This window comes from Mesorhizobium sp. WSM4813, assembly GCF_055811555.1.
Genome location: NZ_JBVVQU010000034.1, coordinates 44,316 through 70,041, shown reverse-complemented (window position 1 = coordinate 70,041; position 25,726 = coordinate 44,316). Strand labels below are relative to the sequence as shown.

The 25,726-nt window shown below is 56.1% G+C and carries 22 protein-coding genes and 3 pseudogenes; 19 read left to right on the top strand and 6 right to left on the bottom strand.

Translation table 11 applies throughout. From position 1 onward, the window contains the following. Together AC0L25_RS20175 and AC0L25_RS20170 are read left to right on the top strand one after the other, a co-directional pair. Positions 1-131, top strand: a pseudogene (locus AC0L25_RS20175) (IS630 family transposase); the annotation flags it as partial. 73 nt (positions 132-204) lie between these two features. Further along, positions 205-432: pseudogene (locus AC0L25_RS20170) on the top strand (IS481 family transposase); the annotation flags it as partial. Here the strand turns inward: AC0L25_RS20170 and AC0L25_RS20165 are convergent. Both AC0L25_RS20165 and AC0L25_RS20160 read right to left on the bottom strand, forming a co-directional pair. Then, a pseudogene (locus tag AC0L25_RS20165) lies at positions 369-1,007 on the bottom strand (transposase family protein); the annotation flags it as partial. The pseudogenes AC0L25_RS20170 and AC0L25_RS20165 overlap by 64 nt on opposite strands. A 135-nt stretch (positions 1,008-1,142) precedes the next feature. Beyond that, a complete protein-coding gene (locus AC0L25_RS20160) occupies positions 1,143-1,748 on the bottom strand; it encodes an O-antigen ligase family protein (RefSeq protein ID WP_473597136.1) in 606 nt (201 codons plus the stop codon). Positions 1,749-2,976: 1,228 nt separating this feature from the next. Between AC0L25_RS20160 and AC0L25_RS20155 the strand changes: the two genes are divergently transcribed. From AC0L25_RS20155 to AC0L25_RS20075, 17 genes are all read left to right on the top strand, one after another. Further along, positions 2,977-3,801 (top strand): polysaccharide pyruvyl transferase family protein, encoded by an 825-nt coding sequence (locus tag AC0L25_RS20155; RefSeq protein ID WP_473597131.1) that lies wholly within the window; start codon positions 2,977-2,979, stop codon positions 3,799-3,801. A 148-nt stretch (positions 3,802-3,949) separates the two neighbouring features. Next, positions 3,950-4,660: a methyltransferase domain-containing protein gene (locus tag AC0L25_RS20150; protein WP_473597130.1), complete on the top strand. Its 711-nt coding sequence runs from the start codon at positions 3,950-3,952 to the stop codon at positions 4,658-4,660. A 97-nt stretch (positions 4,661-4,757) separates the two neighbouring features. Continuing rightward, on the top strand, positions 4,758-5,693 hold the full coding sequence (locus tag AC0L25_RS20145; protein ID WP_473597129.1) for a hypothetical protein: 936 nt from the start codon (positions 4,758-4,760) through the stop codon (positions 5,691-5,693). Beyond that, complete coding sequence (locus AC0L25_RS20140) at positions 5,690-6,256, top strand: LbetaH domain-containing protein (protein ID WP_473597128.1); 567 nt, start codon at positions 5,690-5,692, stop codon at positions 6,254-6,256. Before AC0L25_RS20145 ends, AC0L25_RS20140 begins: the two co-directional genes overlap by 4 nt. Positions 6,257-6,572: 316 nt before the next feature. After that, on the top strand, positions 6,573-7,799 hold the full coding sequence (locus AC0L25_RS20135) for a hypothetical protein (protein WP_473597127.1): 1,227 nt from the start codon (positions 6,573-6,575) through the stop codon (positions 7,797-7,799). A gap of 434 nt (positions 7,800-8,233) precedes the next feature. Then, positions 8,234-8,524: a hypothetical protein gene (locus tag AC0L25_RS20130; protein ID WP_473597126.1), complete on the top strand. Its 291-nt coding sequence runs from the start codon at positions 8,234-8,236 to the stop codon at positions 8,522-8,524. 553 nt (positions 8,525-9,077) lie between these two features. Continuing rightward, the gene (locus AC0L25_RS20125) at positions 9,078-9,584 is read left to right on the top strand and encodes a hypothetical protein (protein ID WP_473597125.1); all 507 of its coding nucleotides are present in this window, start codon (positions 9,078-9,080) and stop codon (positions 9,582-9,584) included. 361 nt (positions 9,585-9,945) lie between these two features. Next, complete coding sequence (locus tag AC0L25_RS20120; RefSeq protein WP_473597124.1) at positions 9,946-10,755, top strand: tyrosine-protein phosphatase; 810 nt, start codon at positions 9,946-9,948, stop codon at positions 10,753-10,755. Next, positions 10,755-11,537, top strand: coding sequence for a polysaccharide biosynthesis/export family protein (locus AC0L25_RS20115; RefSeq protein WP_473597135.1), 783 nt, complete (start codon positions 10,755-10,757; stop codon positions 11,535-11,537). Before AC0L25_RS20120 ends, AC0L25_RS20115 begins: the two co-directional genes overlap by 1 nt. A gap of 50 nt (positions 11,538-11,587) precedes the next feature. Further along, positions 11,588-13,966: a GumC family protein gene (locus AC0L25_RS20110; RefSeq protein ID WP_473597123.1), complete on the top strand. Its 2,379-nt coding sequence runs from the start codon at positions 11,588-11,590 to the stop codon at positions 13,964-13,966. Continuing rightward, positions 13,854-15,113, top strand: coding sequence for a tetratricopeptide repeat protein (locus AC0L25_RS20105; protein ID WP_473597122.1), 1,260 nt, complete (start codon positions 13,854-13,856; stop codon positions 15,111-15,113). The genes AC0L25_RS20110 and AC0L25_RS20105 overlap by 113 nt, the downstream gene beginning before the upstream one ends. Before the next feature lie 50 nt (positions 15,114-15,163). Next, complete coding sequence (locus tag AC0L25_RS20100; RefSeq protein WP_473597121.1) at positions 15,164-16,429, top strand: O-antigen ligase family protein; 1,266 nt, start codon at positions 15,164-15,166, stop codon at positions 16,427-16,429. 521 nt (positions 16,430-16,950) lie between these two features. After that, positions 16,951-17,856, top strand: coding sequence for a sulfate adenylyltransferase subunit CysD (gene cysD, locus AC0L25_RS20095; RefSeq protein ID WP_473597120.1), 906 nt, complete (start codon positions 16,951-16,953; stop codon positions 17,854-17,856). 2 nt (positions 17,857-17,858) lie between these two features. Further along, positions 17,859-19,796 carry a sulfate adenylyltransferase subunit CysN gene (gene cysN / locus AC0L25_RS20090; RefSeq protein ID WP_473597119.1) on the top strand — a complete coding sequence of 646 codons (1,938 nt, stop codon included), beginning with the start codon at positions 17,859-17,861 and terminating at the stop codon, positions 19,794-19,796. A 10-nt stretch (positions 19,797-19,806) separates the two neighbouring features. Next, the gene (gene cysQ / locus AC0L25_RS20085) at positions 19,807-20,595 is read left to right on the top strand and encodes a 3'(2'),5'-bisphosphate nucleotidase CysQ (RefSeq protein WP_473597134.1); all 789 of its coding nucleotides are present in this window, start codon (positions 19,807-19,809) and stop codon (positions 20,593-20,595) included. Positions 20,596-20,724: 129 nt separating this feature from the next. Beyond that, positions 20,725-20,964 (top strand): type II toxin-antitoxin system VapB family antitoxin, encoded by a 240-nt coding sequence (locus AC0L25_RS20080; RefSeq protein ID WP_473597118.1) that lies wholly within the window; start codon positions 20,725-20,727, stop codon positions 20,962-20,964. Beyond that, positions 20,964-21,392, top strand: coding sequence for a type II toxin-antitoxin system VapC family toxin (locus AC0L25_RS20075; RefSeq protein WP_473597117.1), 429 nt, complete (start codon positions 20,964-20,966; stop codon positions 21,390-21,392). Before AC0L25_RS20080 ends, AC0L25_RS20075 begins: the two co-directional genes overlap by 1 nt. Positions 21,393-21,493: 101 nt before the next feature. Here the strand turns inward: AC0L25_RS20075 and AC0L25_RS20070 are convergent, their stop codons facing one another. From AC0L25_RS20070 to AC0L25_RS20055, 4 genes are all read right to left on the bottom strand, one after another. After that, entirely contained in the window at positions 21,494-22,636 is a 1,143-nt protein-coding gene (locus AC0L25_RS20070; RefSeq protein ID WP_473597116.1) for a DegT/DnrJ/EryC1/StrS family aminotransferase, read from the bottom strand. Positions 22,637-22,890: 254 nt separating this feature from the next. Then, a complete protein-coding gene (locus tag AC0L25_RS20065) occupies positions 22,891-23,814 on the bottom strand; it encodes a carbohydrate kinase family protein (protein WP_473597115.1) in 924 nt (307 codons plus the stop codon). Next, complete coding sequence (locus tag AC0L25_RS20060) at positions 23,811-24,257, bottom strand: RbsD/FucU family protein (protein ID WP_473597114.1); 447 nt, start codon at positions 24,255-24,257, stop codon at positions 23,811-23,813. The genes AC0L25_RS20065 and AC0L25_RS20060 overlap by 4 nt, the downstream gene beginning before the upstream one ends. A gap of 2 nt (positions 24,258-24,259) precedes the next feature. Continuing rightward, complete coding sequence (locus AC0L25_RS20055; RefSeq protein WP_473597113.1) at positions 24,260-25,486, bottom strand: ROK family transcriptional regulator; 1,227 nt, start codon at positions 25,484-25,486, stop codon at positions 24,260-24,262. Positions 25,487-25,726 lie beyond the last annotated feature (240 nt).

Here is a 25,726-nt window from a genome sequence, read left to right as displayed (position 1 = left end):
AGGCGCTGCTGCGAGCAAAGGCCGAGAGAACCATCAAGGCTCTGTGGGACGCGGTCGGCGCGGTCGTCGACCTCTTCACCCCAGCCGAATGTGCCAATTACTTCAAAGCCGCAGGATATGAACCGGATTAAACAGGACGTGCTCTAGATGTTTGATCCCAGGTTTTGATGGGGCATCCTTATCCTCCGAATCAAGGGATGCACTATGGGCCAGGTTCTTCATGGGAGCGCCACGACGACAGAGGCGGTCCGTCGAGCGATACAGCATAGTCAAGAGAGCCTGAGGGCGCTGGCCAAACGCTACGGGATCAACCAGAAGACGGTTGCCAAATGGCGGGAGCGGACCTCGGTGGCCGATCTGCCGACAGGGCCAAAGAGCCCCGCATCGACGAGGATGCGGCAGATTTCGTCGCCGATGGTATTCTCCATTCGGGGATAGATGCCAGCGCCGTCGTAGCGATTGCCCGACAGTGCTTTGGCGTGCAGGGCGAACTGGCCGCCTTTGAGCGCTGCAACGCGTAGCTAGACTAGCGAGACCTTGACGTCGAACTCGTAAGGAGCATGCGCCTTGCTTTTGCCCATGACCTCCGGCGGATGCAGGCTGTAGATTTTGCGGCCACGCTGGCGCTGTCTCTGCTCCAGAACCGTCGAGGCTTGGTGGAGCGGCGATTTGAAGCTCGTCTCGAGCTCGTTTTCGCCGGCAATCTGGTGGGAGATGTCGCGAATGGTTCGGCCGAGATAGTCTTCCGCTTGCGCGGCCACTTGTTGGCCCGCTTGAAATGCTTGGCGTGTGCATAACGCTGGTGCTTGATCGGCCATTAGCCAAGTCGGCAGCGGTGGCATGCCCGGGCCGTCCGAGTAGACCGCGCCGAAGTGCTCCTCCAGCACAGGCCAGCCGATCGCCTGCGCCAGCCGCACCAGCTCGTGCTTCAGGTTGATGATCTCGTCGCGCCGAGAGCGAAAAAGATCCTGCTCTCCAGTCTCGTGCTTCTCGCGTGGCCTGGGCACTGCAGTCCGCGCGATTCGCCGCCGCCGGCCCGGATGATCACGCCTCAGCGCACAAGGGAATCGCAAAAATGAATTGCAAGAAAACAGCGCTCAAACACCGCAAATCCTGCAACGCCAATGCGGCGTTTGTTCAATTCACGTCGGCGAATACTCAGGATCCTGCCGGAGCAAGTGACGGGAAGAGCGGGAGACGAAGCTGTAGGGCGCGCTGCCTGCGGCAAGAAGCGAAGCCGACAAGATCCAGAACGGGGCATTTCCCCACAAAGATCCTGAAAACATTGACCCAACGAGCGTCTCTACAAACAACAACGAAAGGAGGTCAAGTCGCGTGCGACATCTCCGAATTGCAATTCGTATGGCCGCAGACAACATGGCTGTCAGAAGCAGTAGGCCTACCAAACCCATAGCCATGCCTGTCTCTACTAATAAGTTGTGAGGGTACCCCCCCCAGGGGAATGCAAAAGCCTTTCCAAAAAGAGGTGACTCTGCAAAATACGAGTAGCCGAGCTCAAGAACCTCATACCGTCCATAGCTAGACTGATCTGAACCTACTTGGTTTAGTCGGAGATTGCTTAATACGGCATCCACATTCAGGAATGATAGTGCGATCAACGGGCCGACAACGGCCGCGGCTAGAGCCCATATCCATAATCTAGACAGTCGGAGGCACGTCATAAACAGGAGCACCGCAAATAAGGAAACTACTGGCCCTCTCGACGCCGCCAAGTACATCAGAAACATACCCGCAGATACCGATAGCGCACAAAGAGCCTTCAGCAGTCTACTCTCGGCTGTAGAGAAGAGGCAAATGCCGCATATCACCGCTGCTGCCCCAGTGTGCCCAACTGTTATGGGACTAATTTTCTCGAATTGTAGCCGCCCTCGTACGACCAAAGTGGTGCCTCCCTCGCCGTAAACGTAGGTTGAGAGCGACCATAGAGTCGTTAGCAAACTTATGAGAAATAGTGCGTGGACCACTTTATCCCATTCAACCCGCTTACGGGCCGTTCCGAGGAAGAGCACTACCGGCAGAATCGCTGCCGCTATGAACAAAAATGGGCGGCTGACATCGACCCCGTGAGCGGCGTCGACTCCCAGTCGCGCGAAATAAAGAGAAAAAAAACTGACGATTAACAGCGATGGCAGCCGCCACAACCGAGTCGGAGTCGATGCGATGCATGCGAGCGCCATCACTGCAGTCAATGCCCGGAACCCCACAGTCATCGCGTCGTCTTCGAAACCGAGTCGTTGTGACAAGAGGCCGGAAAGCGGGTAACCGACAACCACCAATCCTATCGTCCAGGCCGGCAGGTGAAGTGTCCATAGCAGCGAGGGTCTCGATGCACCGAACGGTTTCGCCATTTTCATCATTCGGACCTATAAGAACTAGGGCACACGAAGGATCTCCACGAATTTTCCGGCAATTTATGCGATCCGGTCAGAGGAGACAACGTGACAAATCCTCAGAATCGTCACAAAAGAAATTCCGACTTCAAGATAGGATACCTCCATGGCGTTGAAGTTCGGCTGTTCGCTACACGCGCTAAATACTCAGAGACCACGCCTGCATAGATTGATAGGTGGAGAGAAAGAGAGACTCCTTGAAGTTGGGGCCGTTCAGTCACTCGCGTTCCGGCGCGCTGCTGCGAATCGCGAGCCAAGAAGTGGACGGGCATGCCGAGACGGTTCCCGATGTTAACTGGATGTTGACCTGCCCAGCTCAGCCAATGAAAGTGGGACAGTTTTCCGAATAGGGAGATTTGACCTATTTTATACAGATCGGTACGTCAACCCTGAAGGCAAGAGATTAGGCCGCTATATGTGACGCTCACTTACCTGAAGAAATATGGCACTCGGTAAGAACAGGCACTAGCGCAGAACTGGACCTTCCAATTTATAAGGTTTGAGTATGCAGGATTGATTTGGTGCGCCAAAAGGCGCTTGGAATTATACAGATCTGGGAGTAATCGTGGCAATACGAGACGTGATCAGGAATAATATTAGACGAATGGTTGGCGGAACCTTCTCTGATCCCCTTCCGTCCATAGTACGCCCAGAAATCGAACTGGTGTACTGGCGGCCTGGCGGCGGAGAGAATTTTGGCGATGCGCTGTCGGCAGTCGTCGTGACGAAGATATTAGCTGACCGCGAATATTTTTTGAGAGAAGGTGTGAGGAAATTTGGTAGGTTACTGGCCCTTGGCTCTATTCTGCACTTTGCAAAAGATGGAGATACAGTGTGGGGATCGGGCTTCAATGGAAAGGTCACGAAAAACAAGCTCGATTTTGCGAGGTTAGATGTTCGTGCAGTCAGGGGGCCGCTAACAAGGGAACTTTTAGAGGACCGAGCGATTAAGGTGCCAGAGGTTTATGGCGATCCTGCTTTGCTCTTGCCTCGGTTGTTACCCGCGAGGTTTCGCCGGAGGCCAGGCGGTGGAGTTTTGTTCGTTCCACATTTCAGGGATGCGGGGATTGTGGAGGGCTTCAAGAACGAGCTATCTCCCTTAGAGCCCTGGAATGTGTGCGTTCAACGAATACTCGAGAGTGACCTAGTGGTCGCGAGTTCACTGCATGCGCTGATTGTCGCCGAGGCTTACGGAATTCCTGCTCGCTATGTTCGTCTTAGCGAGCACGAAAGCATATTCAAGTATAACGACTACTATCTTGGGACCGGGCGCCAGCAGGACAAAATTGCCATGAGTGTCACTGAGGCTGCGGAGATGGGTGGATTGGCGCCTCCCGAGTTTAATGCTTCTAAGCTACTAGAAGCGTTCCCGTTCGATTTGTGGCAGTGAATGGGAATTTGCACATGCTTTGCGGTGAAGGCAAATCTGAACCTCAAATAGCACCACGAGCCGACATGGCGGTCGCGTTTCTGAAATGGAGAGTTTAGTGCCCATCCTTGGCCCTATTGTTCGCTGTAATCGATCGTTTGCTGCATACTTGGAATACAAACTGCCCCGGGTCTTCGGGGCACCGTCCTACAAGGACGAACTCATACTACGCGTCGGGAAAACGATACGTGATGATTCTCCGAACGTCGTGGTTGAGATTGGCGGGATTGACAGGCCGATACTGAATCGAAGTTCCGAATACGAATATGTGGGCGTCGATATAGATTTTAAACCAGAGTGCGAGACGGTGTACGACCGCTTCGTTGTACAGACGGTAGAGGAGCCATTGAATTTTGAGGCAGGCCTAATATTTTCGACAACTGTATTGGAGCATGTCCGTGACAATGATTCTGCAGCGCGATGTTTCTTTTTGGCACTCCGTCCTGGCGGAACGACGCATCACTACGTGCCATCGAAGTGGCATCCATATTCAATTCTATTGCGCCTAGTTGGTCCAACTATACAGAAACGGCTTATATCTATCATACGACCTCATGCTGCCTCGACGACCGGATATCCCGCGTTTTTTAATCACTGCTCTCCGACATCTATGGAGAAACTCTTCAAGAAATATGGATTTACAAACGTCGAAGTGAAGGCTTACTATAGGGCTAGTGATTACTTCGCATTTTTCTTTCCAGCTTATTTGTTGGTGGCTCTCCTGGAGAACGCGTGTTCTGCGCTGGATCTGAAAGTATTCGCCTCTGGATTCATAATAAGCGCGAAAAAACCTGCAACGGTCAAACCAGAGACGCATTGAGGAACGGCGCTGTTGAACCTGCTGGCTATGGCAAGGCAAGCAGTTCAGGAGTTCGAGGGTTGGTGGGGCGTTCGGCGAGAGTGGGAGTTCAGGTCTAATGCAACAGCAGGTTGCTGCCGAGTTTGCTGCAATTGCAATATTCGCATACAACCGGGTGGACCGGTTGCGGGCTTTAATCCAGTCCCTTGAGGGGTGCCGACAGTTTCGGGCTTCTCCCGTACGGATATATGTGGACGGCCCCAGAACTCTCGCGGATGCCACAAGGGTGAACGGAGTATTAGAGTACATCTCAAGCATTGATCATCCATACATGATGGTGGTCAAGAGGGAAACCAATCTTGGACTTCGTAAATCGATTCACTCCGGTGTTGGGCAGACGCTGGACGATTATGACAGGGTCATCGTGCTTGAGGACGACCTGACGGTATCGGGTGACATTATTGACTATTTTAATTCTGCTCTCGAAAAGTACGCATCGTCCCCTCGCGTATTTAGTGTCTGTGGATATATACCTTTTGCAAAGGAAATATCAAGTCTTGACCGCGCGCTGATCCTGCCAAGCGCACACCCATGGGGCTGGGCAACATGGCGGCGCGCCTGGTTGGGGTTCGATATAGACTTATCTATTCGTCCCGAAGATGTTTCTTCGCGGGCATTCAGCGTTGCATTTAATTTATCAGGTTACCGAGATTACACGCAGATGCTCCGTTTTGTATATCAAGGGCGACTCGATAGCTGGTTTTTAGTCTGGAATTACTATGTGTTTATGAATGGGGGAGTGTCGGTTTTCCCGCCGAGATCCTTGGTGGCAAACTCAGGTTTCTCATCGGGCACCCACTCTACCCGTTGGAACATTCTAAGATATTTCTATAAGATTATTCCGCCGGCGCGGCATGACTTCGAACTGCCTTCAGAAACTCATGTAGACTATTGGGCAATTGATTGCCTGGCGCGCTCACGCGAAGCTTGGCTGAGCATGATAACTACGAAAGCCGGAGTAGTAAAACGCATGATTCGCGATCGAAGAATATGAACATATTGCTTCGTTCTGTCCGTGCAGTCGTTCGACGACTGTACCGCGTGCTTGCGGTGAGGCGCAACGTCGAAGTTGGGCCGGACTTTGTTATTGGGAGAGGAAGTTTCGTAACTGCACCAAGGCGGCTTGTGATTGGGCGAAACGTTAGCATCGGCTCATATTGCTGGATTGCATGTGACGGTCAAATTGGAGATGGGGTGCTCATTTCGAGCTTCGTGGGAATCGTAGGTCGTAAAGATCATGATATGCGACACCTTGGCACTTCCATAGTCGACGCACCGTGGGTTTATGCGGGCGACGGTGAACTGGCGCAGGCCGAGGACGCGATCCAAGTGGAGGATGACGTTTGGATCGGTTTTGGCGCGATCTTGCTTTCGGGCATTCGAATTGGAAGGGGGGCGGTAATCGGCGCTGCCGCAGTTGTTACGAAAGATGTACCTCCATATTCAATCGTAGTTGGAAATCCCGCGGCGAAAGTGGCATCTAGATTTACAGCGGACGAAGTGGTCAAACATGAAGCTCTGCTAGCCGTGAAAAGGCGCGAGATACCACGCTCTTGAAGTTGCTGGGATGCCAGCTGCTGTGACTATGGATGATGCGTTCGGGAGGTCATTCGACAATCATGGATTGTAAACTCGACAGTCATGAACTGTAAGATAGGTTGATTGGCGAGCTTCATGCCGAGAGATGTATATAGGCTGGCATATGCCGTCCGCTGGGCTACCGGTCAGTTGAACACAACGGCTGTCAGTTGACCACAAATCATCTAGCTCGTGTGATTGGGCGTTCGACCACTCCCAAGTGCCAAAAGGCTAATCCATGTCATTTATCCTAGGTATAGTTGCTGTAACGCTGGTTGCGTGGTCGGAAGTGCACTTGGCATTCATTGACAACGCTCCAGGTTCCAAATTCCCACGCAATGTCCATGCCGGCGTGTCTTGGGAATCATTACCAAGTTTTTCTATGAAGGGCGGGTTGAAAGTTTATTGGGATATTCATGATAAATCAAAGGGTAGGAATACGGCCGAGGCAATCAAGCATGGATTTGAACGACTAACATTGCTTAATACCTATGCTTCGCGACCGGGCCAGGCCGAAAACATGACGAATGCCCTCAGGCGGGGTGTTCTGAATCCGTGGGTCAAACCAACCTACTTCGAACGAGTAGTCAAAGAGAATATTCGGCGCGCTCGGAACCGTGGCACTTGGGTGCATGACATTGAATTTAGTTTTGAGAATGTCTCCCGGGCCTGGTTGAACCCAAAGATTCGAGCGTCGTCCGGTGCTCAAGATTTCCAGGCCTTTAAACAAGCGTACTACAAGGAGTGGGCGAGTTGGTTCACTTTGCCCCTTGCATGGACAAAAGAGGTGCATCCAGATGCGAAAGTCGGCATCTACGGGCAGCAGCCGTTTCGGCGAGATTATTGGGGCATAGCAGGAGGGGATACCGCAAGTATTGACGGGGCTCACCAATCGGACGGGGATTTATGGAAATTTATTGACAAATTCGTCGACTTTTATATTTCAAGCGTTTACGTATTTTATAATGACCCAGGTTCGGTATACTACATAGCTAGTAACGTAGAAGAAAACGTCACGACGGCTAAAAAATTCGGCAACAGGCCGGTGTATGCGTATACCTGGATGCGTTACCATAGCTCGAAGAAACCGTCGGGAGATGCGGAGCTGCAACCATACTTGATCGAGGCAATAGCAATAGTTCCCTTTTTCTCAGGGGCTCGGGGGGTCGCGCTCTGGGGGTACGAACCCGAAGTTCGTGAGGATGACGGCCAGCCGTATCGGGGAATGAAAATCTACATGGATTCGATGCGAAGGGTCGCCTCGTTATCCCATCTGATCGGTCGGGGAACCGTCGCGGAAGGAACGCCGGCCCATGTTCTTTGGAAGCAGCGTCGACCTCTCGTACGGGTTATCGACGTGGATAAATCGGACTGCATCGTCATGGCTGTGAACCCTTGGCAAAGTGAACATGAAGAGACAGTTCAGAAGGCGCGATGCCGCTCGGAGGAATTCGATGTCAAAATTAGGGGGAAGCACATTTCGATTGTATATAGAGCGCACGGAAACTCGCGTGAATTTTAAGGACTTCTCCTGGTGATCTTGTGCGTGCGGCCCGGCCGTTACCCCTACGTCTCGTGCGACCTGACGATCCCGATAGTGGAGGTCGCGGAAGGCGGCTTTGTCCGTGGGCGTCCGGTCGGTCTGGCGTCGCTAATAAGAAAGCCGCAACGGTTTTGTGGTCCCCGGGACGGTGGCGCATGCAAACCCATCCAACGCCATATGGCCTCCAATTCGCGGCCGATCTCGTGTGTGGCGAAGAAATCGGCTCATGTCGGCTCCGCGGCAAACGCCCGCTCGCGCTCGCAATACCGTTCTGGCCGGGCAACGCGGCAGAATACGTGCGTGGGCCGGAAACAGGCTAGGACAACGATTGGAAAGGGCATGATGAGAGCTTCGAGGGCCGTCGCAAGACGAATAGTGGTGCAACTTGCAGGCTGTCTGCAGGAGTGAGCATCTTGTCGCTCAACACAATAGGTTTGCTTGCATTTGTTGCCTTGGCGTTCGCGATCGGCTTCCTTGTCATTATCATGGAAAAAGGGACGCCTGATCGTTCGCAAGTACCCAGGCCGCAAGTGGCGCTCGAGCCGTTTGATGGCAAGCTTTCCATCCATGGAGTCGATGATCTTCGCGTCGGCGGCCGCAAGGTTGTGCTGTGCGGCGTGGCGTTTGCCAAGCCCGCGGTCCATACGGGCCATGGTCACGGAGGCGGCGCGCCGAGACTACCATCGGCTCGCCTTGAGCTGTAAGCCGGTCGGCAAGGGGACGCCTTGCGACGTCAATGTCGCCTCAAAGCTCGGTGATGCTGTCGTTGTGCAATGCCTCACGTCCGACGGCACGGATTTGGCCGCGAAACTTGCCGAGGGTGGCATCTTATACGGGCAGCCGGCGCAGGCGGGTTCGAGCTACAAATCTTGCTTTACCGGCCCCCGACTCGTAGGCTGCCGACTCGCGGTTTCGCCATTCCCACCCCCGATGTCTCACCCATTATCGACGCTTGACCTGCACGACGAATCGACGCAAGGGGCGGCTGAAAGCCCAAGAGATGCCCGCCAACTTATCTGTGGCGGTTAAAATTGATGGCGAAAAGAACCCAGCTCGCCCTCCAACAATGTCTATGCGCGAAAATGGCGGCGTCAAAGTTGGCAAGTGAGTGTGTCAAATGAAACACAACGGTAACCCAAACGTATCTCACACCTGCGAAACAGGTTGGAATTAAAGAAAAAAGCTGTTACGCGGTTCTTCGATGTCTTCAGTATTGGGCGGGGCTGAGGTACGGCGGGACAAAAAGGATCGAAACGAATGAACCTTGTAATTAAAAGTGCGTTGGCCGGATTTATCGCCTCGATCGGCGTCAGCCCGGTTTCGTCTTTCGCTCAGGATGCGACGTGCACATGTACGACCGTTTATCAAGGCGCGGCGAATTCAATTGGATCTATCAAGCGCGCCAATGGCGATGTGATGGTTTCACAAGCCGCTGGCTACGGCCCTGCCAAAGCGGGAAATGCTCTGGATTTCGGCAGCCGCGTAGTGGTCGGTGCCAGGGGGTCGGCGTCGGTCAATGTCGGGGGCTGCAATCTGGATGTGCCCGCGAATTCAAGCCTCGATATTTCCCGTATCGAGAACAATATCTGCCTAAAAGTTGTGGGCTCCGAGCAGACGGCCGCAGCCGTTAGTTCTGAGCATACGGGTCAGATCCCCCCGGACAGAAACCGTTCCAACACTCCGCTGTATATTTTTGGGGGCATGGCTGGTGCGGCTGGCATCCTTGCCGCAACGCAGGACGACAACAACGGCGTTAGCCGTTAGGCGACTAGGCAATACAGCGGAGGCATGTGACGGCCTCTGCTGTATGCCTTGTCGATGCCCCTGTTCGCCTCGGGCCCTGGCGCGCCGGCTGTAGCCGGAGATGTTGATGGAATTCATTAACCATACCGCTCTATGGGCGAATTCGTCTCGGTGGGCTGGGTGGCGCTGTGACGGGCGGCGCGGCAGCGCTGATTACCAGTTAGAACGATATGACGACAGCGCTGTCGGCGCATAGCTTGAATTTGGCATTCACCGCATTGTCTGAACCTGATAAGTGCGTCATTCGCTCTCGCGCGGGTGGCGCATTTGCCTGTTACTTTGGAGAGGTCGTCACATTGCTTCAGTGCGGCCGCAATCGCCAATGATCGACCTGCATTCCCACATCTTGCCTGGTCTTGATGACGGCTCGCCCAGTCTTGCTGAATCGCTGGAAATGGCGCGGCTAGCGGTGGCAGACGGAACAACGCATATGGCGTGTACGCCACACATCGTGCCCGGCATGTACGAAAACGGATCTTCGAATATTGCCCGAGCGGTTCAAGGGCTGGACCAGGCCCTACGCCGCGCCGCAATACCGCTTGCCCTTTATATCGGTGCTGACATTCATGTCGCGCCCGATCTCCCGGAGCAATTGGCGCTCGGCAAAGTGCCGACGTTAAACCGGTCTCGCTATTTTCTATTCGAACCGCCGCATCACGTTTTGCCGCCAAGATTAGAAGATCTGGCTCTGCGCCTCATAAACGCCGGGTTCATTCCGATTCTTACTCATCCCGAGCGGCTGACCTGGATCAAGGCAAATTACGACGTTGTCGAGCGGTTGAATGCAATGGGCTGCCTTGTTCAGCTTACGGCAGACTCGATTGTTGGTGCTTTTGGACGGACCGCGCTTTACTATTCGGAAAAGCTGATTGACGAAGGCAGGGTAGATATTATCGCATCGGACACCCATGGCGCCACCCGCCGGCCTCCTGGGCTGTCGCAGGCAGTCGCCGCTGCTGCGAAGCGATGTGGGGAAAATGAGGCCCGCGATATGGTTTTGAGACGTCCAGGCGAAATATTGGCGAACCGGCCTCTGGAGCCGGTCGGAAAGGCGCGCGCGAAAAAGCCAACCTCCGGCACCGTTGGTCGCTTCGCGGGATTGGGTCGCTTGTTGAAGGGAGGGACCGCGTGATGGCCGTTTTTCGTTTCGACAAAGGCCATATGGGCACGATAAGTGTCTTGCTCGCCTCAATGACGGCAACTGCGTGCACGAGCAGTTCCTCGACGACACAGTCATCGCCGACTTCGATCGATGCGCTGCAGCTGACTTCATCGGCCGTGCCGCTTTCGGGCGGGGGCGCCCTGCAGGTCGTAAAGGATCTACCTGCGCCGCATGACACACAGAACGGCAGCGAACAGCCTTTATCCCCAAACGACGTGCTTGAGGTGAATGTGTTCCAGGTTGCCGATCTGAACAGAAATGTGCAGGTCGATGCTGCAGGGCAGATTTCTCTTCCGCTTATCGGAACCATCACCGCAGCGGGGAAAACTGTCCGTCAGTTGGAGCAGGAGATCGAGACAGCCTACGGCGCCAAATATCTGCAGGCGCCTGATGTGACAATCTTCGTCAAAGAATCTATCGGACAGCGCGTAACTGTAGATGGCGAAGTCAAAAAGGCAGGGATCTATCCAGTGTCGAGCAATTCCTCGCTGTTGGACGCAGTAGCGCTTGCAGGCGGTTTTGGTCCGGTCGGCGATGCCAAAAAGGTTTTCGTCTACCGCAATGTGGGCCAAAACAAACTAGTTGCAAACTATAATGTCGACCAAATCCGAGCCGGAAAAAATCAAAATCCGCGAATTTATGGCGGTGACGTGATTGTTGTGTTCGCCTCACAATCGAAGATTGCGATGAATAACCTCAAGGAGGCGCTTGGGGTTGCATCAAGTGCTGCAAGACTTGCCGTGATCCCGTAAAGTGGGTCAATGCGGGCCGCAAGACAGACAAGCTAGGATCACCTCGCAAAATGCTCGATCGCAACAGACAGCATCAAATTGCAGGCCCAGGACATGGCCAAGTCTTGTCCCCCGACCTGTATTATGACGGTGCGCAAAACTATAGCCCGTATGGTCGCGACTACGCAGAGCAGGACGAGGGCTTCAATCCCCTCAAAATGTTATTTTATGTTGTCCAGTATCGCTGGCTGATCGTCATGATGGTAGCGGCCGGGCTTGTCGCCGGCGTCGTCGTTACGATGATGCAGACACCAAAATATCAGGCAACAACGCAATTAGAAGTGCTGGTCCCTTCGGCTAAAGTCTTCCAGGACATCGAGGTGGTTTCTGAAAACGCTGACGTCCGCGCCTTCTTAACAGCCCGTGAAAAGCTCAAAAGCCGCGCGTTAGCTCAGCGGGTGGTGTTCCAACTGGGTCTCAGCGAAAAGCCGGATTTCCTGTTTCCGACCGCTGACTTCTCTCTTAGCAACATCTTCTATCGTGCGTTCGGGATTTCCAAATCGACCTCCATTGAGGAGAAAACGCCGGAGCAACGCGAGGCTATTGCGATCCGGCGCATTCTGAATGATCTCACTGTCAATCTGGTCACGAATACAAGCCTGCTGTCGATCACGTTTGTCGATCAGAAACCGAAATATGCGAGCGACATAGCCAACCAAATTGCACAAAGCTTTATTGATCAACGTATCGATCAGACTAGCGAAACTTCTGACCTGGCGCGGCAATTCATTCAGGAACAGGTTGTGCAGGTGAAGCAAAGACTTCAGAAATCCGAAGAGGAGTTGGTCGCTTACGCAAAGGATGCTGGCATCACGACGACTGGTGACGAAAAGTCGCTGATAGGGTCGAACATTGAGGCCTTGAATACCGCGCTTGCGGCAGCTATCCAGGGGCGGCTCGATGCCGGACGTGTGGTTGACCAGATTGACAAAGGACGCGGGCCGAGCCTCAGCCCAGTCTTGGAGAGCGAGGGTCTGCGGAAGCTCAGCGACAAGCTGGCCGATTTGGCGGGCCAGTATCAACAGAAGCTTGGCATATTGAAGCCCGGGTTTCCAGAGATGCAGCAGCTTCAGTTGCAGATCAAAGAGCTGCAACGGCTTTATAACAATGGCGTTCTCGCTATAACGGATTCGCTTCGGCTGAAATATCAAGAGGCGCAGAACAAAGAGGCTGATCTTAAGGCCAAACTTGCTGAAATGGAAAAGCAGCAAGTTGTCTTTAACGACAAGAACATCAAGTATACGATCCTAAAGCGTGAGGTAGATTCGAATCGATCGCAATATGACAGCCTTATCGCCAAGCTGAACGAAGTTGGTGTCAGCTCTGAACTCAAGACGCAAAGTGCCGCGATTGTTGATTTCGCGGCGCTGCCTGATCGACCTTATTCGCCGAGAGTGAGTGTCAATCTTGCTGTCGCGCTGGCTCTTTTTATGGCTCTGACCGCCTCTATTATTTATATCATTGAGCTGTTGAACAATACTTTTACCAACCCTGAGCAGATTGAGAAGGAGCTCGGATTAGCGATGCTCGGCATCTTGCCGCTTGTTGATGACCGGGAGCTCTTAGCCAGTATCGCGGATCAGAAGTCGGGACTGTCCGAAGCCTACCGCTCGCTTCGAACGTCATTGCAGTTCTCCGGTGCCGAAGGCGCCCCGCGATCGCTACTGGTCACGAGTTCCGAGCCGTCGGAGGGCAAGTCGACCACGTCGTTCAAGCTCGGGCAGGATTTTGCAGCACTCGGTGCAAGAGTTCTCATAGTGGATGGTGATCTTCGGAAGCCGAATCTTCATCGGCTGTTTGGTCTCGACAACACAATCGGCCTGAGCAATCTCCTGACAAACACCGTCCGCAAGGAGGATCTGGGAAGCATTTTCAGGGCGACGAAATATCCTAATGTGACAGTCCTGACCTCTGGAACAATCCCCCCCAACCCTGCGGACCTGCTCTCTTCGCCGAAGATGGCACTGATCGTTACCAATCTCGGAAAGCGTTTTGACCTCGTCATAATCGATGCTCCGCCCGTCGTCGGCCTCTCAGATGCCCCCATTCTCAGCCGGCTTGCCGAGGGCACATTAATGGTCATCTCCACCAATCAGGTGACACGCAAGTCAGCGAAGACAGCGTTGAAGCGTCTGCGAGCTGCCGGCACGAACGTGGTTGGAGCCGCGATGTCGAAGTTTGCAGTGAACAAGTTTGATTACAACTACGCCTACAAATATATGAACTCCCAGTATTACGACTACGGCACGAGCACCCCGAAAATTGAGGGCAAAGTCGATGACGGAGCAGACCAGCCCGCTTATGCAAAATCTCCGGCGTTCAGGCGTTTGGTTCGTCGCATCCGGTCTAGTGTTGGCGGCTTCGTCGATCGGGCTAAGTCGGTTTCTTGAAACCGAGGCCCCAGCCGTTTCCCTTGCGCTAGATCCGTTGAACGTCAATGCCTTGATAGGCGAGATTACCAACGACCTGAACGTCTCAATCAACGCTCCTGATCTCGATGCGTTGCTTGCTAAGGCCGAAGGCGCGCTTTACTTTGATCTGGCTGATGCACGTCTCTTCAGCCTGATCGGCGAGATCAAGTACAGGCAGGGTGAAAAAGACCAGGCCCATGAATTGTTCGATCACGCTCAAAGATTATCCAAGACCGAAATCCACGCGCTCCAGAGGTCGATCGGTCACTTGATCGAGACAAACGATCTGTCGAAGGCTGTTGGCGAAATCGACATACTTCTGCGGCGGTGGCCCGATCGATTTCGGGCCGTCGCCAAGGGCCTGCCGACAATCCTATCGAACCCTGTCGGCTACCAAGCCGTGCTGGCCGCCATCAAGGCGGAAGCACCCTGGAGAACCAATCTGTTCGCAACGCTTGGCAGGACGCCCGAGGGGCTCGATTTTGCAAATCGGCTGCTGCTCGATTTGATCGGATCAAGCGCACCACCAAAACCAGGCGAATTGGCTACTGTGATTGGCGGCTATATCCGTCATAAAGAATATGAACCAGCATATCGGTTGTTTCTCTTCAGCTTATCTGATGAAGAGCGGAAGTTGGGCGGATACATTTACAACAGTACCTTTAAACCAGTACTCAGCGGCAAGCCTTTCGATTGGCAAATCCGCGATCAGTCGAGCATGGAAGTTGCGTTCGCAACGTCCCAAGATGCAGCAGAGGGCGAAGGCGGAGTGACCGTCCGGTTCTTGAATACCCCTGTCAAGAAGTCTGCCCTTCAGCAATATATTGAACTGCCTCCTGGTTCGTACAGGATTTCTCTGGCTGCATCTGCAAGAAATCTGAAGCTTCCAAAGGAATTGTTCTGGTCGATCAGGTGCGTTGGCCCAGCCGGCGAGATAGCTCGCGTGAATATCTCGGAGGGTACATACAATCGTCAAGCCCTGAGTCAGGATTTTATGGTCGGCCCCGCGGGATGTCCCATGCAACTGTTGCGGCTGGAGACGGCTGCCATTGCCGAGAGTTGGCGATTTCGCTACGTCGGTACGTTGGTAATGCACCAATTGAGCATCGAGAGACTATCATCTTGAGCGACCGATCGTCGGAATGGAATAAATATCTCCTCGGATCGGTTCTGTTCGTGTCACTGCTGATCGGCGGAGGGACCGCAAGCGGCCTCTATACGGATACGCTGATTGAGGTCGCGGCAATCATCACGGCAGCGGCTGTCTTTTCGCAGACCTCTGGCCAGAGAATCCCCCGTTCTGTTCTGTGGCTGCTGATCTGCGCTGTGGCATTGATGATTTTACAAGTCGTCCCGCTACCTGCTGCCATGTTCAACGGGCTGCGACCAGAGCTGTTGCTCGCAAATCCTTGGCTGGCGGGCGAAAGCGGAATTCGCTTCGTTAGCGTCGGAGTTGGACGAACGATCGAATGTATATTGTATCTGGTGGCGTCAGCCGCGTTTCTTTTGAGCGTATTGCGTTTGCGCGCCGAGCAGGTCCAGGCACTTCTTCCGTTCTTTTTTATAGGTGTCATCTGCAACGGTTTGGCCGGAGCGATTCAATATTCGCTCTCTGACGACATCGCCATTAATGGTTTATTGCCTTTTACGATCAATGCCGGGCTTTTTGCTAATCAGAATCATTTCTCGGCCTTGCTTTTTGTTTCTATCCCCTTCGTCGTCTATTACGGTCTGTTCCGCGGGCATCTTTTATCGGGTTCACTCGGACTGATCGCACTTTTGTTGCTTCTTTTGGCCGCCGGTTCGCGTGCCGGTGTCTTGATTGGGCTGGCGATTACAGCACTTTCCATCGTCTTTCTTTCAGCACGCTCTAGGGTTAGTGGAGTCGGCATCCTCGCGATTTTCATAGGGCTTTCTGCTTATACGATCGGTGCATGGACGAAGATCGATGCCGGCGCGATTGATCCGGCTTTCGGGCGAGGAGAATTTGCCCGTACCACCATTGAAGGAATCAAGGAGAATTTGGCCACTGGTATTGGATTTGGGAATTTCCAAAAAGCCTATCAGATATACGAAAATGAGAAGATGATTTTCAGTAGATATGTCAATCATGCTCACAATGATTATCTTGAAATAGTTTTTGAAGGAGGAATTATCTCGATTCTGTTGATGGCTTGTTATTTTATCTTGCTTTTAGTGGCGCTTGTCAGAATCCGTCATGGGTCATTTCAAAAAGCGGCATTTCTCTCGGTCTCGTTTCTTCTCATCCATTCATTGGTCGATTATCCGTTGCGGACTGAAGCGCTTGCAATGACGTTTGCATATCTAAATGCCATCATATTTCACAAAGGGTTTGCAGACCGCTTGGCCCAGAGGGGCAAATTGATCGAGATCGACCATAACGGTGACAAGTTGTTTGTTCCCGTCGCGACGTCGTATTAGCGCCTCATGGCGACGGCTGTCCGAGTCACCCCAACCATGTTCTAATGAGCATAGATTGCAATCGTACTCGCATTGTCGGCTGGTCGATTGTGAAGCGCTGTCTCGCTTTCTCTTCAGGGCAACCAGAATAGACGGACCACAGGTCGCCGCCAAGGGTGACCACCAATCCCTGGAACCGGAGAAAAGAGAAAAAAGGGCAAGTGACAATGCCTCCTGGAAGACCGCAGTAGAGTGTAGCCGAGTTGGCGCGGATCTCAGCCCCTCCACGGAGTATTTTCTTGGAACCCTAGTCCCATCAGCCCGTGAGCAGGAATTTCCGGGTTCTGGCCCCTGCGTGGAAAATTCATTCCCGAACCACTCCAGGGCAGGCCTGTCTTGCATTGTTATAAACGGTAGCGATCTGCTAGAACGCCTGCACAAAAATAAGATTGTCCAGAAGTGAAGCTTGAACCGGGCCGCTGAAAATTGCGCCTGATGCGTCGATGCAAGATCTGGACGGCACGAAAGAACGTCTAAAGTCCATGAACATCGCGCTTACGCACCTTCAGCGGCTTGAAGCTGAATCCATCCATATTTTTCGCGAGGTAGCGGCGGCCTTCGCCAAGCCGGTTATGCTCTATTCGGTCGGCAAGGATTCCTCCGTGCTGATGCATCTTGCGATGAAGGCGTTTTATCCGGCCAAGCCGCCATTTCCGTTCCTCCACGTCGACACGACCTGGAAATTCCGCGAGATGATCGCGTTTCGCGATCGGATGGCGCAAAAGCTCGGCTTCGATCTCCTGGTCCATGTCAATGAAGATGGTGTGCGCGACAACATCAATCCCTTCGACCATGGCTCGAACACCCACACCCACGTGATGAAGACCGTGGCGCTGCGGCAGGCGCTCGACAAATACGGCTTCGACGCAGCCTTCGGCGGGGCGCGGCGCGACGAGGAGAAATCGCGCGCCAAGGAGCGGATCTTCTCCTTCCGCAACGCCCAGCACGTCTGGGATCCGAAAAACCAGCGGCCGGAGATGTGGAAGATATTCAACACTCGCATCTCGACCGGTGAGTCAATCCGGGTGTTTCCGTTGTCGAACTGGACCGAACTCGATATCTGGCAGTACATTCTCCAGGAAGACATCCCGATCGTGCCGCTCTATTTCGCCAAGGAGCGGCCGGTCGTCGAACGTGACGGCATGCTCATTCTGAGGGATGACGACCGCATGGAATTGCGCCCGGGCGAAACGGTGGAAAACCGGCTGGTGCGGTTCCGCACGCTCGGCTGCTATCCGCTGACCGGCGCGATCGAATCAGACGCCGATACGCTGGAAGCCATTGTCGGCGAAATGCTCACGGCCCGCACCTCCGAACGGCAGGGCCGCCTGATCGACCGTGATGAAGCGGGCTCGATGGAAAAGAAGAAGCGCGAGGGGTACTTCTGAGTATGCGCCACATTATGGCTAACAACCTCGCCCCCACCGACGGCATTCGTGACTATCTGGCGATACAGGAACGAAAGTCGCTGCTGCGCTTCCTCACCTGCGGTTCCGTGGACGACGGCAAGTCGACGCTGATCGGGCGCCTGCTCTCGGACACCAAGCAGATTTTCGAGGACCAGCTTGCCGCGCTCGAGCGTGATTCGCGCAAGCACGGCACCACCGGCGACGACGTCGATTTCGCGCTACTGGTCGATGGCCTTGAGGCCGAGCGTGAGCAGGGCATCACCATTGATGTCGCCTACCGCTTTTTCGCCACGCCGAAACGCAAATTCATCGTTGCCGACACGCCCGGCCACGAACAGTATACGCGCAACATGGCGACGGGCGCGTCGACCGCCGATCTGGCCATTGTGTTGATCGACGCCCGGCAGGGCGTGCTGCGCCAGACAAGGCGCCACTCGATCATTGCTTCGCTTTTGGGCATTCGCCACATCGTGCTCGCCGTCAACAAATTCGATCTCGTCGGTTTCGACATGGCCGTGTACGAACGCATCATCGAAGACTATCGGCAATTTTCGCACAAGCTCGGCTTCGAGACGATCGTGCCCATCCCGATGTCTGCCCGTTACGGTGATAACGTCTCCATCCGCTCGGACAAGACAGAATGGTATTCCGGGCCGACGCTGATCGAACATCTGGAAACCGTGTCGGTCGATGAAGCCGTTGTCGAGCTGCCGTTCCGTTTTCCAGTGCAATATGTGAACCGCCCCAATCTCGATTTTCGCGGTTTTGCCGGCACGATCGCGTCAGGCTCCGTCTCACCAGGCGACGAGGTCGTTGTCGCCAAATCCGGCAAGTCCGCGCATGTCAGGCGCATCGTCTCGCATGGCGGCGATCTGAGCCAAGCGGTCGCCGGCCAGGCCATCACCCTTGTTCTCGACGATGAGGTCGAGATCTCGCGCGGCAATGTGTTGGTATCACCGTCGGCGCGGCCCCAGGTCGCCGATCAGTTCGCCGCCAACATCGTCTGGTTCGACGAGCATGCGCTGCTGCCGGGCCGCTCCTATATCCTGCGGACCGAGACCGATCAGACCAGTGCGACCGTCACCGACCTGAAATACCGCGTCAACGTCAACGACTTTGCCCATGAGGCGGCCAAGTCGCTGGAAATGAACGAGGTCGGCATTTGTAATATCTCGACGCGGGCGCCGATCGCCTTCGATACTTTCGCCGAGAACCGCACGACCGGCGCCTTCATTCTGATCGACCGCATCACCAACGCCACGGTCGGCGCCGGCATGATCTTGCATTCGCTGCGCCGCGCCGAAAACATCCACTGGCAATCGCTCGATGTCGGCAAGCACGGCCGCGCCGATCTGAAGAACCAGCGGCCCGCCGTGTTCTGGTTCACGGGGCTCTCGGGCTCGGGCAAGTCGACCATCGCCAACCTTTTCGAGAAGAAGCTGTTCGCCACCGGCCGGCATACCTACATCCTGGACGGCGACAATGTTCGCCACGGCCTCAATCGCGATCTTGGCTTCACCGACGCCGACCGCGTCGAAAACATTCGCCGCGTTGCTGAAGTGGCGCGGCTGATGGCCGATGCCGGGTTGATCGTCATTGTTTCCTTCATTTCGCCATTCAGTGCCGAGCGGCGCATGGCCAGGGAGTTGATGGCCACCGGTGAATTCATCGAGGTGTTTGTCGACACACCGTTTGAGGAATGCGCCAGACGCGATCCGAAGGGCCTCTATGCGCGGGCGTTGAATGGCGAAATCAAGAATTTCACCGGCGTCGATTCACCGTATGAAGCCCCGGAAAACCCCGAAATCCATCTCAAGACACTCGGCAAGTCTGCCGAGGAGATGGTAGAGGCCCTGGAACTCTGGCTGAACGAGCGCGACATTGCCGAAAACCAATACGATAGCGGCGGCGGCATCTGACGACGAAGCGATGCTCGGCGTGTTCGAGCGCCTCGCCTTGGCGGCAGGGCGAGAGGTGATGCGCGTCTTCGATGCCGGCTGCGCGGTCGACCAGAAATCAGACAGGTCGCCGGTGACCGAGGCCGATCGCGAGAGCGAAAAGATCATTCTCGCTGGGCTGCGCGCGGCTTTTCCCGATATCCCTTGTGTGGCTGAGGAAGAGGCATCGACCGGCATCGTGCCGCCCGACCTCGACGACGCCTTCTTCCTGGTGGATCCGCTCGACGGCACCAAGGAGTTCGTCAACCGCAGGACCGACTTCACCGTCAACATCGCGCTCGTTCGCCACGGCGTGCCGGAGCTCGGTGTCATCTTTGCGCCATGCACGGGACGCTTCTTTTCCGGCCGGCCGGGCAGGGCGGAAGCAATCGAAGTCAATGGCGACTACCAGATCGTCGGCCGTCGGCCGATTTCGGCCAGGGCCGGTGTGGCGCCACTGACCGTCGTCGCCAGCCGGTCCCACAATACGCCCGAGACCGAAGCCTATATCCGCACGGTGGGCGCTGCCGAGATCGTCTCGGTCGGCTCGTCGCTGAAATTCTGCCTTGTCGCCGGCGCCGAGGCCGACATCTATCCGCGCTTCGGCCGCACCATGGAATGGGACACCGCGGCGGGCGATGCAGTACTGCGCGCTGCGGGCGGCCTGACGCGCACTCTGGACGGCCAGCCGCTCATCTATGGCAAGCGCGACCAGAGCGACGACGAGGATTTCGCCAACCCGCATTTCATCGCCAGCGGCAAGGTGGCCGGGCCAACCTGACGCCACGCGGGCGCGTCCTCGAAATTGCTGACGGAAGCGCTCCCATAAAACCTTTATGCTCTCCTGATGGATGGTTGCCATCACGTGTTGGCGTTATTATATTCACGTCTACACACAGGAGAATTCGCTATGCCGCTCAACATTCGCAGTGAAGAGGTAAACGCGCTTGCCGAAAAGCTGGCGGCGCGCACGCGCTTGAACAAGACGGCTGCCGTGAAACTGGCCCTGCAGAACGAATTGCGTCGTGCGGAGGAGGCGATCCCTCTGTGGGAGCGGCTGAAGCCTTTGCGCGCGAAGATCGCGGCCTATCCGGACACTGGCCTCGCAGCGGACAGGACGTTTTTCGATGACCTCAGCGGTGACTACTGATGTTCGTCGATGCGTCGGCCATCATCGCAATTGTGACGGAAGAGCCCGGGGGAGAGGACCTTGCGGCGACGCTCGATGCTGCGCGCTCGCAGCGGCCGATCACATCGGTCGTGGCTGCATGGGAAGCGACAGTTGGGCTGTTTCGCAAAAAGCGGATTCCCATGGCAGAAGCTGAAGCACGGGTGCAGGAGTTCCTTGAAGCGGCTGGGGTCGAGGTTCTGGCGATTTCGAGCCGTGAGTTGACCGCCGCGCTGCAAGCCTTCGATCGCTATGGACGGCATCGCTATCCGGACGCTGAACGGAATAGTGCGCTCAATCTTGCCGACTGCTTCCATTATGCCACCGCGAAATCCTGCCAGGCGCCGATCCTGACCATAGATGCGGGATTTGCGCTTACCGATGTCACGACTGTGGGTGCCAAGACCTGAGATCCCTGACGGGAAGGGGCGGCTTCCCGCCATGCGCTGGTGCCGTGATCGGCGTAATGCTGGAGAGCATACCGGGCTAGACCGTGATCGCACGTGAGGCTCTACGCGGCGGCGATTTGCGCCGAATTCGAGCCGATGTAGTTGCGGATCGTCTCGATGATGCGGTCCTGGTCGGCCTCGCTCAGATATGGGTGCATGGGCAGGCACAGGATGCGCTTCGGCAGGCCCTCCGAAACGGCAAGGCCTGTCGGCGTGCGAGGATAGTCGCGGTAGGCGATCTGGCTGTGCAGCGGCTTCACGTAATATATGACTGACGGGATGCCTTTTTCCACGAGATGTGCCTTCAGCCCGTCGCGCTTCGGCGTTTCAATGGCATATTGCGCCCAGGCCGAACGGCCGCCGTCCAGGTTGCGCGCCGCCTTGATGATGTCGCCGAGGCCTTCGGCATACCGATTGGCGACCGCTTGCCTGGCAACCATCTCGTCTTCGAGAATGGCCAGCTTCTCGATCAGGATCGCCGCCTGCAACGTATCCAGCCGCGAATTGATCCCGACGCGGACATTGTCATATTGAGTTTCGCCCTTGCCGTGAAAAGCGAACGAGCGAAGCTGTTCGGCAAGCCCATCATCATTCGTGAACATCGCGCCGCCGTCGCCATAGCAGCCGAGCGGCTTTGCCGGGTAGAAGCTGGTCGAGCCGACCGCGCCGAACGAACCTAACATCTTGCCGTCGATCGAGCCGCCGATCGCCTGGGCGGCATCTTCGATCACCATCAGCCCTTCGCGGTTGGCGATTGCCATGATCGCCTCGTAATCAGCGGCGAGCCCGAACAGGTCGACGGGAATGATCGCCCTTGGCTTCAGCCGGCCTTCCGCCTTGATCATGGCGATGGCGGCTTCGAGGCTGGCGATGTCGATGTTGTAGGTCTGCGGATCGACATCGACGAAAACCGGCTCGGCCTTGGCCAGCGCCACCACTTCCGCCGTGGCGGCGAAGGTGAAGCTCGGCACGAACACCGCGTCACCTGGACCGATGCCAGCCGCAAACAACGGCAGCAACAGTGCGTCGGTGCCGTTGGCGCAGGCGATGACATGCTTGGTGCCGATATAGGCGGCAAGCTTGTTTTCGAATTCGGTGACCTCAGGTCCGAGAATATAGCGCCCCTCGTCGACGACGCGGTCGATGGCTGATTTCAGCCTGTCGCGGATTCGTTCGCGCTGCGCGCCAAGATCGATGAACTGCATGTCGGCCTCAAACGGTTCCAGCCAGAGAATGGCCGCTGGTAGCAGAGTTGCGCCAACCGAGAAAGCTGGGCGAACACAACCACGAATTGCTCAAATGTCGCAGCCTGTTACCTCTGATTCCGACAGGTTCCCGTCAGACGCCGGGAAATCCGGGGCTTTGCTGCGCACGACACGGCCTTTGTGTCGCTCGCGCTCAGCTGGGCGAAACATAAAGTGATTGATGTCCAGCGCGTCTTCAGCGCATCGCCGTCCAATCAGGCGATTTCATGCCGCCAGGGCGGATTGGCGCCGGCCCGCGACACGGTGACTGCCGCAGCCTTGGCGCCGAGTGCCAGCGCCTTGTGGATGGCGTCTTCCGGCAGACTGGCGATCGCCTCCTTCGACAGCAGGCCTTGCTCGTGCAGCGAGGCCAGGATGCCGGCGTTGAACGTGTCGCCTGCGCCCACCGTATCAACCACCTCGACCTTGTCCGGCACGACCGTGACCTTGTGATCCCTGGTGTAGCCGACGGCGCCTTCGCTGCCATGGGTTACGACGATCAGCGTCGGGCCGCGATCCAGCCAGTTGCGGACGACGTCCTCGTGCGAGCCGGCTTCGCCGAACCAGTTTAGGTCCTCATCCGACAGCTTCACGATGTCGGCCATGGCCATCATCGAGCGGATGCGCCTGAGATGCTTGGCCTTGTCCGGGATGAAATTCGGCCGAATGTTGGGGTCAAGCATCATGACGCGGTGGCTGTGCTCGCGCCGCATGAATTCCTCGTAGGCCGATCCGGCCGGCTCCGAGATGAGGCTGATGGCGCCGAACAGCATGGCGTCAATCTCGCTGCCGAGTTTCGGCAGATCGTCGACGGTCAGCATCCGTCCGGCTGTGTTTTCATCATAGAACGTGTAAGTCGCCTGGCCGTTGTCCAGCCGCACGAAAGCAAGCGTGGTCGGCCGGGGTGATGTATGCGCATAGGTGGAACTGACCTTGCTTGCCCCCAGCGCGTCCCTGAACTGAGCGCCGAACAGATCCGACGACAGGCCGGAAAAGAAACCGGCGGGTGCTCCCAGTCGGCCGAGCGCAATAGCGGTATTGAACACCGCGCCGCCGACATAGGGGGCAAAGCCGGGCTCGCCCTGCGTCGTGGTGCGTGGCAGCATGTCGATCAAGGCTTCGCCGCAACAGAGGATCATGATTTCCTGGTCTCCGGCGGATAGATCACACCCTTGCGGATGATGATGTTGGCGTAGAGCCGCGGCTCGCTTGTCGCGACGATCGCGTGCGCGGGCCTAACCCGCTGATAGAAGTCGGCGCCGGCAAGCGCAACCACCTTGCGGCCGGGAGCTCGCTTGGCGCAGATCGCCTCCATCTCGTGATGAACGGGATCGGCAAGCAAGGGATCACCCTTGACCGAGGCACGAAACAGCGCCTCCGGCACTGCGTCATCGACAGGCAATACGCGGAGGATGGCGTCGAGCATTGGAACAAGATGATGACCGTCGGCGCGGATGAGCCGGTGCGCCTGCTCTTTTGCCGGGTAGTTTCCGTCGACAAGGGCGATCTCATCGCTGTGGCCCATAGCACGCAGCGTCGCCAGCAGCTCCGGGCCGAGCAGGGCCGGGATTCCGATCAGCATGCTTAGACACTCCTGGAAATCGTCGTCGAACCGATGAGGAAGCGCTCGGAAAGCGGCAGGCTGGCGCCGCCCAGGGCACGTGCATGAATGCCGACAGTCCCCTCGCGCACAGCCGGAAGCTTCAGCCCCTCGCAGTCGATGTTGCCGATGGCTTCGACAACGGCATCGACGAGCCGGCGCCGCACGGTCTTCGGCATCCATCCGTCGATCACCGCTGCCTCGAAGTCGATAACCGATGACGCCGCCACAATGGCATAGGCGAGCGCCTGCGAGGCGCAGGCGATCCAGTGGTCGAGCTCGACGCCGATCTCGCCCCAATCCTCCGGTGACGTCCACAGATGCGAGGCGTCGACACCGCGTGCGTTAAGCGCCTTTTCCAGCATCGCAATCGACGCCACGTCGATCAATTGAGCCGGCTTGCCGTCCGGTCCGGGCACCGGCATCGAACCCAGCGCGCCGGCATTGCCGGTCGGCCCGCCGAAAAGGCGACCGTTCAGCACGAGGCCGCCGCCGGCGAAGGCGCCGATATAAAAATAGACGAAGTCGCGCGCCGCACCCGCCCGACCGAACACCAGTTCGGCGCCGCAAGCCGAGGTGGCGTCGTTCTGCAGGTAGACCGGAAATTCACACTGCGCCTGGATGTCGGCGCGGATGTCGCGGTGGCGCCATTCATCCATGACGTCGCGCGGCGCACCTGCCGTATCGGCCCAGTTCCACAATTCGAACGGCATAGCGATGCCAAGTCCAGCAATGCGCTTGTCCTGCGCCGGGGTGAGTTCGCCGCGCATTGTCTTCATGCCGGAGGTGACGAATTCGACCGTCTCGCGCGGTGCCGGATAGCGGTAGGAATGCTGCAGCATCGAGCGCACATTGCCTAGAAAATCGATCAGCACGAGTTCGGCGCTGCGACGGCCGATCTTCAGGCCGATGAAATAGGCGCCATCGGGATTGAGCGCCATCGGAATGGAAGGTTGGCCAATCTTGCCGCGTAGCGGCGCCTGGCGGACAAGAAGGTTGTCCTCCTCGAGCTCACGCATGATGACCGAAACCGTCTGGGCAGAAAGTCCGGTCATGCGCGCAATGTCGGACTTGGCCAAGCTGCCGTGCTGACGCACCAGCGACAGCACCAGCCGCTCATTGTGGTCCCGCATGCCGCTCTGGTTGGTGCCGCGATGAATGCGGCTTTCGGCTGCCTCGGGCGAACCGTGCCTTGTAGTGCCGGTCTCCACCCCTGTTCCTCCGTCGTTTCCCCTCAACACTTTTGGGCCAGAATGAGTGAACGACGTAACGCTGTCAATAATAAATAAGAGTGATTTAATTATTGACAGAAACTCCGGTCTGGTATTTTGTTGGGGCACGCGTCCACGCCGGGAGAAGTCGCTGGATGCTTGTGCAGATGCCGGTTGGCCGGCATCCGGAATGGTTCCACTGGGAGGAAAATCGTGACCAAGACAACACTATTGAAGTCC